Origin of the sequence: Hymenobacter glacieicola, assembly GCF_014640315.1 — a bacterium.
GTDB lineage: Bacteria > Bacteroidota > Bacteroidia > Cytophagales > Hymenobacteraceae > Hymenobacter > Hymenobacter glacieicola.
In genome coordinates this window covers 1-13,277 of the sequence record NZ_BMGS01000012.1, presented here as the reverse complement: position 1 = coordinate 13,277, position 13,277 = coordinate 1, and the positions used below count along the sequence as shown (strand labels likewise).

Here is a 13,277-nt window from a genome sequence, read left to right as displayed (position 1 = left end):
CCTAGAAATCGTAGCCCAGCGTTACGTACAGCTTCGGTCCTTTTTCCGTGTACTGCTCCCGGCCCCAAGCCATGTCACCTTTCACGTAGAAGCCCAGCATGGTAGTGCGAATACCAGCCCCGTAGCCGTACAGCATGGGGTTGGCAAAGTTGATTACCGTACCGGTGAAGCTGTTGCCATTGCCCAAGTTGCCAGGGTTCACCTGCGTGTTAATGGAGTTGTTGACACTAAAGGGGTTTGCACCAGAATAGGTAGTACCCAAATCTCCGAAGGCCGTCAGCTGCAGGTTGCGGAAGAAACCCGACTCGATGGGGTTACGCGAGAAGTACTGAATAATGGGCAGGCGCAGCTCCGTGTTCAGGAGCACGTACTTCTGGCCCACCCGCTTGCTGTAGTCAAACCCGCGCAGGTTGGTTACAAACTGCTGGTAGAACATTTGGGTAGGCGGCAGCTGGGCCGGATCGGGGCTGTTGCCGGTGGCATCAATGATCTGGCTGTCGTCGTAATCGTAGTTCAGCCAGTTATCCATGCCGCCGAGGCGGAAGAAGGGCTGCGAGGAGCCCCCGCCAATATACTGCCCAAAGCTCACGCGGTTGGCCCAAATCAGCTGGCGGTGAATTTTCTGGTAGTGGCGCAGATCAACGTAAATCTTGGTGAAGTCTCTGTCGCCGCCGGCCACATCGTAGAGGCGGGTCATGCCCACTTTCATGCGGGTGCCTTGCAGCATGTTCACGCCGGTAGCAATGGAGTTGTCGAATACCAGCTCGCCGGCGCCCCCGAGGTAGCTGGTGTTGCTGTCGTTGGCCCCGTTCAGGTCGGTGAAGGTTTTGCGGCTTACGTTCACGAAGCGCGGGCCACCGCGCACACTCAGGTTGTGCGTGAGCGGGTAGGCAATGGTAGGTGCTATTTCGTGGCGCCCAAACCGCGTCCGGCCCGTCGTCTCATTATCAAAGAAATAGGCCTGCTTCTGATACAGAATGCTCCAGTCGTAGCGGCGCTTCAGGTTGGTGTACTCCGCGAAAATGTTACTAGTCCGCAGGTCCGTCAGGCCGAAAATTCCCGCCCGAATCCGGTGGTCCTCCATCAGGTCCGACATGTTTACCTGTCCCATCAGTCCCAGGCCCAGCAGAGGGTCAGAGTACAGAGAAGAAACCACGTTATCGATGCTGAAACGGGTGTCGTAGCGGAAAGGGCCTACCAGGGAAGCCGCCTCACTGGGAGCGGCCTGGGGCAGGGCTACCACCGTGGCAGCGCGCCGCTTTACGGGAGTGCCAGGGTTGGCCCGCGAAACCGGAATGTCCTCGTCAAACTCGTAGTCGCTGGTATTGATGCGCCCACTGGATTTTGCGGGAGCTGCGGCCGGCTCCGTGGTGGCCGGGGCAGCTTCTCCGGTAGTGGGAGGTGTAGCGGGCGTTTCCGTTTGCTGGGTGGCGTTGGCAATGGTAGGCCCAGGCCGGGTTGCGGTGGGCACGGCGGCTTTGGCCGGTCTGGAGCGGTCCTCCAGGGTTTCTTGCCGGGCTGTTTTGTAGAGCGTCAGGTTGTCGGGCAGCGAGTAGCTCGGGTACAGATACACGTAGTCGCGCGCCTCATCGGCGGCCACAAAGCCCAGCGTGCCCGTGGTAGCGTTGTAGTCGTAGTCCTTGATGTTGGCCAGGAAGCTGGTAACGGGGCGGTACTGCTTGGTGGCCAGCGTCATCCGGTAGAGGCTGCGCACCCCGCTTTCCTCGCTTAAAAACAGAATTTCCGAGTCGGAAATGGCCCGCGGGCGTCCTTCGTTGGAAATGGTGTTGGCCAGCACCTCCACCGACTGCGCCCGGCCATCGAGGTGGTAGAGGTACAGGTCGTAGTTATTGACAACTGCCCCAAAGCTTCCCTTTGCCGTGCCGGCCGAATCAAGCCAACGGTTCGAGCTAAACACGATGCCGCCCCCACCGGGCAAGAAGCTGGGTTCCACGTCGTCGAATACGTCATTGGTCAGCTTTTCCGGGGTCCGGCTGCCCGCCCGTAGTAAGTACAGGTCGTTTTGCCCGTTGCGCACCCCGCTAAATACCAACGACTTGCCATCGGGCGAGTAGTTCAAGTCGGTAATCTGGGAGAACTGAGCAAACAGGGAAGTGGACCGGCCAAAGTTAGGTAGCAGGCTTTTCAGGCGGCTTACCATGTTCGAGACAACGCCATCGGCGTCGCGGAGCTGCAGCGTCAGGTTGCCCTTGCTCATTTCGGCTACGGCCAGCTGGCCGTTACCACGCCAGGCCATCACCGGCAAGCGGGTTTCTACCTCCTGATCGGGGGTTTTGTACCCACCCCGGTGCACCACGTCGCGGCCCCGGCCATTCTTGTCTACCACCACTACCCGGTAGCGGCCCTGGTCGTTTTGCACGTAGGCCAGGCGCTGCCCGTTTGGGCTAAGCACCGGCTGGCTGTAGATGGTGTTTTTGCGGTTGTTGCGCACCACGCGCCGGGCCTCATCGGCCTGCTGGTAAGGCGTTTGCGGCTGAGCGTTCAGCTGGCGGTAGTACCCGAGCCAATCCTTCAGAAACACCTTGTACGGCACGTTCAGGGAGGAACTGATGCCCACCTCCACGTCGCGGGTAATGCGCGTCAGGTTCAGGATGTTCTGCACGGAGGTATAGCCGTAACGCTCCGCAATGTAATTCCAGATGCTTTGGCCGGCCAGCTCGGGGTTACGCAGAAAGAACGGGGCCGTGCGGTTGCCCTCGTGCTCCTTGGTCATGGTACGCATGTAGTCGTCCATTTCCACGCTCCAGCCCTGGGCCGCGTAGGCCGAGGCCCCGCTGATAAACCAGTTGGGCAGCTGGAGCAGGTAGGTGCTCTGGATGACTTCCTTGAGCGAGCCGCCGTACATCATGTCATTCAGCAGCACGCGGGTAATGCGGCTGCTCAAATCCTGCTTAAAGCGCGTTTGCTGGCCTTGGAAGGCTATCTGCACCTTAGTGGAGCGCACCAGAGAAGTTTCGCCGCCGGTGGCGTACTTGTCCGTATCGAGGCCCACGTTGCTCTGCCGCAGGTCGCCCACGGAGTTATAAAGCATGATGGTCGTTTTTGAGTACGGGTAGTACCCAATCAGGCCGGTGATGCGCTGCAACTCCTTCTCGGCGTACTCGGCGGCATGACGGGCATTGGCCTCGCCGCCGGCGTAGTAGTAAATGTTGAAGTTCTGGGTGCTAAGCTGCAGCCAGTCGAAGTTCTTGTACTGAATCCGCACCCGCCCAAAGGGCTCCTGGGCCGTTTGGGCCCGCGCGGTTTCGCCGGAAAATGCCAGCCCCAGCAGCAGGGCTACCACGCCAGCCGGACGACCCAAATGGCGCCGGGAAAGTAAGGATATGTGCTTCATAGGAGAAAGCTAGGAGCGGGGAGCAGGAGTAGCCGGGCCGGCCGGAGCCGGACCCGAAGAATATAACGTAAAATACCGCCGGATATTGACTTCGGGCCAGGGCTCGATGCCTTTTTCCAGCCAGTCGGCCAGCACCTGGGCCAGGCGGGGAGCCATCATTACCCCTTTGGAGCCCAAGCCATTGAAAATATGTACGTTCGGCAGCGCCGGATGGGTTCCGAGCAGCGGCTTCCGGTCGCGCACGGCGGGCCGCACGCCAGCCCGCTGCCCCGTCACCCGAAACGGTTGGTCGGTCATGTCGTGGAGGCGCTGGCTGAGCTCCTGGCGGGCTTCGGTCGTGGTGCCTGCGGCAAACGGCGGCCAGCGGTAGGTAGCTCCCACCCGGAACCGATGTTCCCCGAGCGGCACCACGTAGGCACCTTTGTTGAGTACCTCCGCTTCCGGCAGCCCGGCGCATTCCACATCCAGCACCTCCCCTTGGTTAGGAGTTATCGGGAGCCACTGAAAGTACGGGTTATGGATGGCCGCCGCTCCTTCGCAGCACACTAGGTGCCGGGCCTGCACGCGGCCGGCGTAGGTAAGGCTACCATCCGGCTGGGCAACAAGCTTCGTCCAATCAAAAGTTTCGTGACGCAGCCACCCTTCCTGCTCCCCTTCCGCAGCCAGCGCGCTCAGCAGTTCCCCTATCCGCACGTAGCCCCCACGCCGAATGCGCAAGCCGCCCAGCTCCTGCCGCACGCCCGGCCGGGCCGGCAGCTCCGCGCCGGGGTCCTCCACAAAGTCCTGCCAGGGCTGATCGGCGCTACGGGCAATGATGGTGTTTTGCTCACCCACCGACGAGAACAGCTTCAGAATGGGCAGCTCAAAGAAAAACCGCTGGCCTAGCCGCTGCTCCTGGGTTTGGTAGAAGGCCGCCGCCACCGGCAGCAGCTCGTCGGCCCGCCAAGCCAGGGCAAACCGCTTGCCGGCTACCGGGTTCATCAGGCCGGCGGCTACCCGCGAGGCTGAATCTGGCTGGAAGGTATCCAGCACGAGCACCTGGTGGCCGCGCGCCCGCAGCTCCGCGGCCAGCGTGGCCCCCGCAATGCCGTAACCAACTAGTAAATACTCAACGCGTGTCATGGCGGGCAAGGTAAGGCAGAAACCCAGAACACTACGTGCGGCCCCGAGGCGTTACAAGCCCGGCCGAGGGCTGGCGCGCCTAGTAAGCTCAGGCGGCCAGGCGCCTAGCCGTTATTCTTTCGCCCGGCCGGAGCGGCTGGGCCGGCGGCTACCCGTTTCATTCAAAGCAAGACTCGTAACTTACCCTCCTAATTTGATTCCTGGCTACAAGCCGGCTCCTTTTCCTTTGCGCATGACTGTTTCTGGCTTTACGTTCAACGCCTTTTCCGAGAACACCTATGTACTGCACGACGCCACGGGCCAGTGCGTCATCATTGACCCGGGCTGCTACGAGCGGGCCGAGCAGGAAGCCCTGCGCAGCTTTATTGAGGAGCAGGGTTTGCAGGTAGTGTTGCTGCTGAATACCCACTGCCACATCGACCACGTTTTCGGCAATCAGTTTGTGGTGGATACCTATAAAGTACCCTTCCTGATTCACGAGGCCGATTTGGCGACCCTCCGCTCGGTGCCGGCTTACGCCCCCAGCTACGGCTTTGCCCGCTACAATCCGGCCGAGCCCACTGGCTTCCTGACGCCTGGTGAGCCTGTGCGCTTTGGCCAGACTGAACTGGAAGTGCGCTTTGCCCCGGGTCATGCCCCGGGCCATGTTGTTTTCTACCACGCTCCTACCAGCACCGTTATTGGGGGCGACGTGCTATTCCAAAGCAGCATCGGGCGCACCGATTTGCCCGGCGGCGACCATGCTACCCTGCTTGCCAGCATCAAAAGCCAGCTATTGACATTGCCCGACGATACGGTTGTATATCCGGGCCACGGGCCAGCTACTACTATTGGCCAAGAGCGCCGCACCAATCCATTCCTGAAGTAAGCCGCCGTTTGCGCCGCGCTTACTTTCCCTTATTCCAAGGCATTCTTTCTCCTCTCCCTTGAAAAGACATCTTCCGAACGCCGTTACCTGTCTTAATCTGTTTTCGGGCTGCCTGGCCCTTTGCCACATTTTCGCGGGCGAGCTGGAAACAGCCGCGTATTTTGTGGGGCTGGCGGCCGTATTCGACTTTTTTGACGGCTTGCTGGCGCGGGCCCTGCACGTTTCCTCCCCCATCGGCAAAGACCTCGACTCCTTGGCTGATATGGTATCCTTTGGCGTGGTGCCGGGCGCTTTCCTGTTTGACCTGCTGCGCCAGGCCGGAGCCGACTTGCCCACTTGGCTACCCTACGCGGGGTTTCTACTCACGGTGTTTTCGGCCCTGCGACTGGCCAAATTCAACAACGACACCCGCCAGTCCGACTCCTTTATTGGGTTGCCTACCCCGGCCTGCACCCTGGTAGTAGCCTCCCTCCCGCTCATCATGGCCCACGATGAGTTGGGCATAACCAAGCTCATTCTGAACCCCTGGCTCCTGCTCACGCTAACAGTGGTTTTATCGGGGTTGCTGGTGGCGGAGCTGCCGTTGTTTGCCTTGAAATTCAAGTCTTTCCGCTGGCAGGATAACCAAGTGCGCTTTATTTTTTTGCTGCTAAGCCTGGGGCTGCTGCTGGTGCTAGGCGCCGCGGCTATTCCGCCCATCATCCTGCTGTACGTGCTGCTGTCCATGCTCACGCGGGCCAAAACGGCCTAAGGCGGCCCGGTAGGTGATACTCAGTAATTAGGCGGCCGGGGTGGGCCGGTTATCAATCCGAGTACCGGAGTTACTGCGTTCATGAAGTTGTAATTTTCTAGCCACGGGCCGCAATAATTCGTAGGCTCGGCAGTTACCTACCTTGCGCTGAACTGAGTTACTGTCTATCCTGTTGCCTGCCCAAAGCTGCCGCTTTTATATTGTCCTGATTTCTGCGCCCTGTCTATGCGGTTTTTTACTTGCTGGTTGTTGCTCTTACTGGGAATAAGCGTGGGCGGCCCACCGGCTCGGGCCCAGGCAACGGAGCAAGTTGTGCGGGCGCGTATTGCCTGGACGGGCCCCGAACCCGTAGTTATCCGGGGGCAACAGCGGCGGGTGCCATCCTTCCGGGGAGCTTTTTTCCGCTTGAACGAGCAAGTCGGCACGTATCAGCTTAGGCTTCTGGGCACAGTAACCGAAGGCAGCCTGCGCGAAGCCGTGTATGAGCCCGTTGCGGCCGCCGATGCGCGCCAGCTGGACCTAGCCGCGCTGCCGACTACCCCAACCGTGCGGCTCGTAACCGGCCTGGAGCAGCGCCAGCCAGTAACGCTGCTGGCACTGCAACCCCTGCGCCGTAACCCACAAACCGGGCAGGCCGAAAAGCTCGTTTCCTTTGCTTACGCCTATTCCCGGGGCGCAACTGCCCAACGGCCGGCCGCCGGTACCCGCACGTACGCCCGCGCCTCGGTTCTCAGTCAGGGCGACTGGTTTAAAATTGGGGTTCCGGGAAGTGGCATCTACAAGCTCGATAAGAAAGCCCTGGCCAGCCTGGGGCTCAACGTACAGGCTCTGGACCCGGCCCGCTTGCGCCTGTTTGGCAATGCCATGGGCACTTTGCCTCAGGCCAGCCAAACCTTCCGGCCCGACGACCTGGCCGAAAATCCCATTCGCTTCGTGGGCGACGCCAATGCTACCCTCGATGATAACGAGTACTTCCTGTTCTACGCCCGCGGCCCCCACACCTGGACGCGGGCGGGCGGCGCGGCGCGCTTCCAGCACCAGCTGAACCCCTACACCGACACCGCCTATTACTTCCTGACGGTGGGCAGTACTGCCGGCCGGCGCGTTGCCACGGCTCCAACAGTTACGGGCGCCGCCACGGCCCGCATCACCACGTTTACGGACCGGCAGTTTTACGAGCTGGAACTGCTGAACTTGGCTAAATCGGGCCGGGTGTGGCTAGGAGAGCAGTTCTCGACTTCCGACCAGAAGTCTTTTTCTTTTACCGTACCCGATTTGGTAGCCGGCACTACGGTGCAAGTGACGTCATCGGTGGCGGCCTCCTCGGCGGCGGCTACCTTCTTTCAGAGTAGTATCAATGGGCAATCGGCTGCCAATCAGGTAGTGCCGGGTTACTTTTGCACCAGCGGCTTCGGGTGCTACCCCGAGGTAGCCAACACGAACCTCACGACGCTGAGCTACGTGGTGCCTGCTTCGGCACCGGCCGCCGTCAAGGTAGACCTCACGTACAACGGCAGCAACGACCCGGCCGCGAAAGGCTACCTGGATTACCTTGAGCTCAATGCCCGCCGCCAGCTCCGGTTTACGGGCAACCAGCTGGAGTTCCGTTCCCTCGAAAACATTGCTCCCGGCGCTATCAGCCAGTATGAGTTGGCCAATGCTGGCGGCGTTACCATCTGGGATGTCAGCAACCCGCGCCGGCCGGCTGAGGTAGCGGCCGCTAACGGCAGCTTCCTGGCCCGCACTGATACCGTTCGGGAGTTTGTGGCCTTTAGCGGCAGCAATTTCCCGGCCCCCCGCAACTTTGGCCGGGTTGCCAACCAGAACCTGCACGCCCTTAACCTCGACAGCAAGCTGGAATTGGTTATCCTGACTCATCCGGCTTTCCTGGCCCAGGCCAACCGCCTGGCGGCCCACCGTGCCGCGCACGATGGCCTGACCGCGCAGGTAGTCACGACTAGCCAAGTGTACAACGAGTTCGGCTCCGGAGGACAGGACGTTACGGCCATCCGGGACTTCATGAAAATGGTGTACGACCGGGCTCCAGCCGGTAAGCGTCAGTATCTGCTGCTGTTCGGCGACGCTTCCTACGACTACAAGTCCGGCCCTACCAACCAAGCCGACCAGCTGCCCACCTGGTGGAAAAACCGGCTCCCGGCCAACGCCGACAAAATCAACCAGAACTTTGTGCCGGTGTACGAATCAGCGGAAAGCTTTGACCAGATTATGGGCGCGCGACCCGGCGCCCAGGGCATTACGTACTCCTCCGACGACTATTACGGCCTGCTCGACGACGATGAAGGCAGCTGGGCCCCCAATTCCAACAACGAACTGCTCGACATTGGCGTAGGCCGCTTACCCGTACGGACTCCCGACCAGGCGCGGCTCGTTGTTGACAAGCTGCTTGCGTATGACTCGCCGGCCAGCTACGGAAAGTGGCGCAACCGCCTTTCTTTCGTGGCCGATGACGGGGACAACAACCTGTTTACTACCTACACCGAGCAGCTCACCAACCCGCTCGATACGCTTGCTACCGCCCGGGGCTACAACGTGTACAAACACTACCTCGACATGTACCCTCAGGTGATTGTGGCGGCGGGTCAACGCTCCCCCGCGGCTGAGCAATCCATTGACGAGGCCTTCGAGCAAGGCTCCCTGCTGATCAACTACATTGGGCACGGGGGCCCCAAAGGCTGGGCCGAGGAGCAGATTCTAACCAATTCCTCGGTACTACGGCTGCGGAACAGCAACCGTCTGTCTTTCCTGTTTACGGGCACCTGCGACTTCAGTACCTACGACAACCCCGAGTTTACCTCGGCCGGCGAACAATCCCTGACCGATATTGCAGGGGGCGCCATTGGCCTGTTCACCACCACCCGGGTAGTATATGCAGATCGGAACCAGAACATGGCCGTGGAGTTCTTCCGCGACTTGTTTACGCCCCTTGCCAGTGGTAGCATGCCCCGCATTGGCGACATCTGCCAGGCCACCAAAAACGCGGCGGTTTCCGGCGACAATAACCGCAACTACGCTCTGCTCGGCGACCCCTCCATGCGGCTGGCCTACCCGGAGCAGGAAGCCGTAGTAACCGAGGTCAACGGCAAATCGGCCGCCTCGGCTCAGCTTGATACGCTGAAGGCGTTGCGGCAAGTGGAAATAAAGGGCGAAATCCGGCGCGCCGGGCAGCGCAATGCTCGTTTCGCGGGTACTGCCCAGGTGCAGGTGTTCGAGAAGAAGTCCACGGTGATGACGCTCGGCAACGAATCGGGTGATAAGCCTACGCCGATTGCTGTGCGCGAAAATGTGCTCTACGACGGCCCCGCTACGGTCAGCAACGGGCAGTTTAAGCTGCAGTTTGTAGTGCCCAAAGACATCAACTACCAAGTTGGGCTAGGCAAGATCAGCCTGTACGCGGCTGACCCTACCGCCCGCACTGACGCCCACGGTCAGCGGCTTATTCCCGTCGGCGACGCGGCCCAGCTGGCGTACCGCGACACTATTCCGCCCCGCATTCAGCTGTACATGGACAGTGAAACCAGCTTTGTATTTGGGGGCCTAACGGGGACGACGACCACGCTGATTGGCAACCTGCGCGACGCCAGCGGCATCAACACAGCGGGTACCGGCATCGGCCACGACCTTACCGCTACCCTCGACGGCGACCCTACCAAGGTTACTATTCTCAACGAATTCTACACGGCCAAAGTAGACAGCTTCCAAGCTGGGCAGGTGAAGTATCTGTTCAAAAACCTCAGTCCGGGTCCCCACGAGCTGCGCGTGAAGGCCTGGGATACCTGGAATAACTCGGCCGAACGCGCCATTGAGTTTATTGCGGCGCCTACCGAAAAGCTGGCCCTGCAACACGTCCTGAACTACCCGAATCCTTTTGCTAGCGCCACTACCTTTCACTTCGACCATAACCGCCAAGGCGAAGAGCTGGAGGTACAGGTGCAGATTTTCACGGTATCGGGTAAGCTGGTTCGAACCTTGCAGGCCTCGGCGCTGAGCAGCGGCCCCCACGTAGCCTCCATCAGCTGGGACGGCCGCGACGAATATCATGATCAGTTAGCGCGCGGTGTCTACGTGTACCGCGTCAGTGTCCGCTCCCCTCGTGACGGCTCCACGGCCTCTAAATTTGAAAAACTAGTTCTGCTTAACTAAAAGCAAAAGCTTCCGCATTTCGCCTACCTTCCGCCTCTATCTTTTCTTCGTTCCCCTATGACACTGACGAAACTGACCTTGCGCTCCATGCTGTTGCCGGGTCTGCTGGGCCTGGCTGCTACCGCTCATGCCCAGGACCGGGTTATTCCAATTACCACCGCTGTTCCCATCCTGACGGTTAGCCCAGATTCGCGTTCGGGAGCAATGGGAGAGGTTGGCGCGGCTATTAGCCCAGATGCCAATTCCGCGTACTACAATCCTGGTAAATTGGGCTTTGTGCGCTATCAGCACAGTGTTTCTACCTCCTACACTCCCTGGTTAGCTGGTGTGGCCAATGACATGGGCTTAGCCTATTTGAGTGGAACGACCAAAATTGGCGAGCGAGCTACGCTTGCGGCTAACCTGATGTATTTCGATTTGGGGGAAATCCAGTATCGTACTTCCACAGGAGCAGCTAACGGCACTTTTAATCCCAAGGAATATGCCTTTAGTGTGGGCTATGGTCAAAAGCTCAGCGAAAAATTCGGGGTAGGCATCAATGCCCGCTACATCCGCTCCAACCTTACCGGCGGCAATATCACCGACACGAATCCTGGCAACGCAGTTGCCGTAGACTTGGGTGCTTACTATAATACGGACCTTACGATTGGCGCTGGTGAGTACAGCTTGGCCTTCGGGGGCGCGGTTTCCAACATCGGCAATAAAATCAGCTATACCCGCGCTAACCGGCCAGATTTTCTTCCCACTAATCTGAAGTTAGGCACTGCTATCACGAAAGAGCTGGATGCCTACAACAAGATTACACTAGCCTTCGACGTCAACAAGCTCCTGGTACCTAGCCCCTACTACGAAGATGGCGTACCCTCTAATGACCCAAGGATCATAGAGGAAAATCTCAAACGGGCCGACTATGGCATCGTGCGCGGCATCACCAGCTCATTCGGCGACTCTCCTGATGGGTTTAAGGGGGAGCTGCGTGAGATTAACCTTTCCGGCGGACTTGAGTATGTATACAATGATTTGTTGATGGCTCGGGTAGGCTATTTCTACGAGAGCCCCAACAGTGGCGCCCGCCAATACCTCAGCGTTGGGGCTGGTGTCCGGTATCAAGTATTCGGGGTTGATGGGGCCTATTTAGTGCCCAATTCTAGAGCTAACCCGTTGGCCCAAACATTACGCGTGTCGTTGCACTTTAACTTCAATGAACTGAGCGAAGCCTTCGGCAGCTCCGGCGACACCTCCAACTAACTTTTTCTCTTTTGATGCTCGACCGTAAAGTCGCTCCTCCCGTTCAGCCGCTGGCCCGCGTAACGCTGCCCGCGGCTGACGTGTTTTCGCTCCCCAATGGAGCTCGTCTGCATGTGCTGCGCAACGATGCCCAGCCCGTTGTACGTCTGCAAGTAGTATTCAAAGCTGGCAAATGGTATGAGCCTGCGCCTGGTATTTCCTTGCTCACCGCGCGTATGCTGCTTGAAGGCACCCGCACGCGCACAGCCCGGCAGATTGCGGATGAAATAGCTTTCTACGGCGCGTCCCTGGAATGCGAGCAAGGCTTTGATCGGGGCACGCTCACCTTATACTGCCTAACTCGTCACCTGCCCAAGCTCCTACCTCTGGTGCTGGATGTAATAACAGAACCCACATTCCCGGAGCCAGAACTGGAGCAGCTGAAAACCCGCACGATTCAGAACGTGCGCGTTGAACGGCAGAAACCTAGCTACCTAGCCGCAGAGCAATTCTCTCATAACTTGTTTGGCTCAACGTATCCCTACGGCACCAAATTCGACGAGAACCTCTTTCGTACAGTTACGGCCGCTCAGATTCGGACCTTCTTTCAGCAGCGCTACCAATTATCGCAAAGCGAAATATTCCTGTGCGGTGACGTCGCGAATACAGATCAAACGTTAGTTGGTGATTTGCTAGGTACTACTGCTTCCTTATCAAAAGCAGAACCTACCCTACTGCCTACAGTACCGAAAGCAGTAAGCGCACCAGCCCAAGATTACGTGTTGCTCAAAGGCAGTCTGCAGTCTTCACTCCGCATCGGGAAACTATGGCCGCCGTTAAGTCATCCACAAACGCATGAGTTGCAGGTACTGGTTAAAGTACTAGGAGGCTACTTCGGCTCGCGGCTGATGCGAAATATCCGGGAAGACAAAGGTTTAACCTACGGCATCTACGCCAGTGTAAACCCGCGCGAACATGCTTCCAGCTTTGTCATTGGCTCTGATGTCAATGCAGCTAACACGGAAGCCGCCATTAAGGAAATCCATTTTGAGTTGAGCCGGCTGCAAACTGAGCGTATCCCGGATGATGAGTTGCAAACCGTCAAGAACTATATGGCTGGTAAGTTTGCCAACGAACTCAGTACCGTATTCGAACAGTGCGATAAGTATATGAACTTAATATTTCATAGTCTTCCCACGACTTACTATACTGAGTTTGTGGAAAGAATTCAAGCAGTCAAAGCAAACAACCTGTTGGCATTAGCACAGGAATACTTATCGGCTAACTCAATGATAGAGGTAGTAACAGGACCCAAGGAGTAAACTAAAGATTGCTCGTATACAAAAAGGGAGCCTTGCTGGTGCAAGGCTCCCTTTTTGTATATCTAGAATGCTAGGCAGTTATTCTCATGCACCACTGATACTACACCTCACATCAGTAACACTGCTTTCATGAGCATTGAAGCGTTATAATAAACTACATATGTAAGCTTCCTGTATCTGCCAAAAGAAAATAAGGCCTGATATAAATAGGCATGAATACTACCATCGGTTATATAGCCACATTGGTTCCCTATCTAGCTCTATTAGCAGATAATGGCTAATGAAATTGAGTTCTATTTCCCTTCTCCTCGCCCTTGGGGTGGCGGCCAGCGTGGTGGCCGGCAAGCCGACGGCGGCAGCCAGAGCCCGGGGAAGGCGGAGCGGGGGCAGGGCAGGCCGGGGGGCCTACAACACAACTGCCCCCCGCAGCACAAGGTCGCGGGGGGCAGCAGGATGTGATAAGGTTGGCGG

Annotated in this window: 7 protein-coding genes; 5 read left to right on the top strand and 2 right to left on the bottom strand. The window is 58.4% G+C overall.

Going from position 1 to position 13,277, the window contains the following annotated elements:
- Position 1 precedes the first annotated feature (1 nt).
- Both IEW18_RS18615 and IEW18_RS18610 read right to left on the bottom strand, forming a co-directional pair.
- On the bottom strand, positions 2-3,355 hold the full coding sequence (locus tag IEW18_RS18615) for a TolB-like translocation protein (protein ID WP_188559391.1): 3,354 nt from the start codon (positions 3,353-3,355) through the stop codon (positions 2-4).
- A gap of 9 nt (positions 3,356-3,364) precedes the next feature.
- Positions 3,365-4,477: an NAD(P)/FAD-dependent oxidoreductase gene (locus IEW18_RS18610; protein ID WP_188559390.1), complete on the bottom strand. Its 1,113-nt coding sequence runs from the start codon at positions 4,475-4,477 to the stop codon at positions 3,365-3,367.
- Between the two features lie 232 nt (positions 4,478-4,709).
- Here IEW18_RS18610 and IEW18_RS18605 point away from each other — a divergent pair, with 232 nt between their 5' ends.
- The 5 genes from IEW18_RS18605 to IEW18_RS18585 all read left to right on the top strand — a co-directional run bounded on the left by IEW18_RS18605 (position 4,710) and on the right by IEW18_RS18585 (position 12,806).
- Complete coding sequence (locus IEW18_RS18605) at positions 4,710-5,345, top strand: MBL fold metallo-hydrolase (RefSeq protein WP_188559389.1); 636 nt, start codon at positions 4,710-4,712, stop codon at positions 5,343-5,345.
- Between the two features lie 58 nt (positions 5,346-5,403).
- Positions 5,404-6,096: a CDP-diacylglycerol--serine O-phosphatidyltransferase gene (gene pssA / locus IEW18_RS18600; RefSeq protein ID WP_188559388.1), complete on the top strand. Its 693-nt coding sequence runs from the start codon at positions 5,404-5,406 to the stop codon at positions 6,094-6,096.
- Between the two features lie 225 nt (positions 6,097-6,321).
- Complete coding sequence (gene porU, locus IEW18_RS18595; RefSeq protein ID WP_188559387.1) at positions 6,322-10,257, top strand: type IX secretion system sortase PorU; 3,936 nt, start codon at positions 6,322-6,324, stop codon at positions 10,255-10,257.
- A 57-nt stretch (positions 10,258-10,314) separates the two neighbouring features.
- Positions 10,315-11,505: a type IX secretion system outer membrane channel protein PorV gene (gene porV / locus IEW18_RS18590; protein ID WP_188559386.1), complete on the top strand. Its 1,191-nt coding sequence runs from the start codon at positions 10,315-10,317 to the stop codon at positions 11,503-11,505.
- Between the two features lie 14 nt (positions 11,506-11,519).
- The gene (locus IEW18_RS18585) at positions 11,520-12,806 is read left to right on the top strand and encodes a M16 family metallopeptidase (RefSeq protein WP_229728854.1); all 1,287 of its coding nucleotides are present in this window, start codon (positions 11,520-11,522) and stop codon (positions 12,804-12,806) included.
- Positions 12,807-13,277 lie beyond the last annotated feature (471 nt).

What these genes read in the sequence shown, in the direction of transcription:
- IEW18_RS18615 (WP_188559391.1), bottom strand. Translation starts at nt 3,355, where the DNA reads ATGAAGCACATATCCTTACTTTCCCGGCGCCATTTGGGTCGTCCGGCT.
- IEW18_RS18610 (WP_188559390.1), bottom strand. Translation starts at nt 4,477, where the DNA reads ATGACACGCGTTGAGTATTTACTAGTTGGTTACGGCATTGCGGGGGCC.
- IEW18_RS18605 (WP_188559389.1), top strand. Translation starts at nt 4,710, where the DNA reads ATGACTGTTTCTGGCTTTACGTTCAACGCCTTTTCCGAGAACACCTAT.
- porU (WP_188559387.1), top strand. Translation starts at nt 6,322, where the DNA reads ATGCGGTTTTTTACTTGCTGGTTGTTGCTCTTACTGGGAATAAGCGTG.
- porV (WP_188559386.1), top strand. Translation starts at nt 10,315, where the DNA reads ATGACACTGACGAAACTGACCTTGCGCTCCATGCTGTTGCCGGGTCTG.
- IEW18_RS18585 (WP_229728854.1), top strand. Translation starts at nt 11,520, where the DNA reads ATGCTCGACCGTAAAGTCGCTCCTCCCGTTCAGCCGCTGGCCCGCGTA.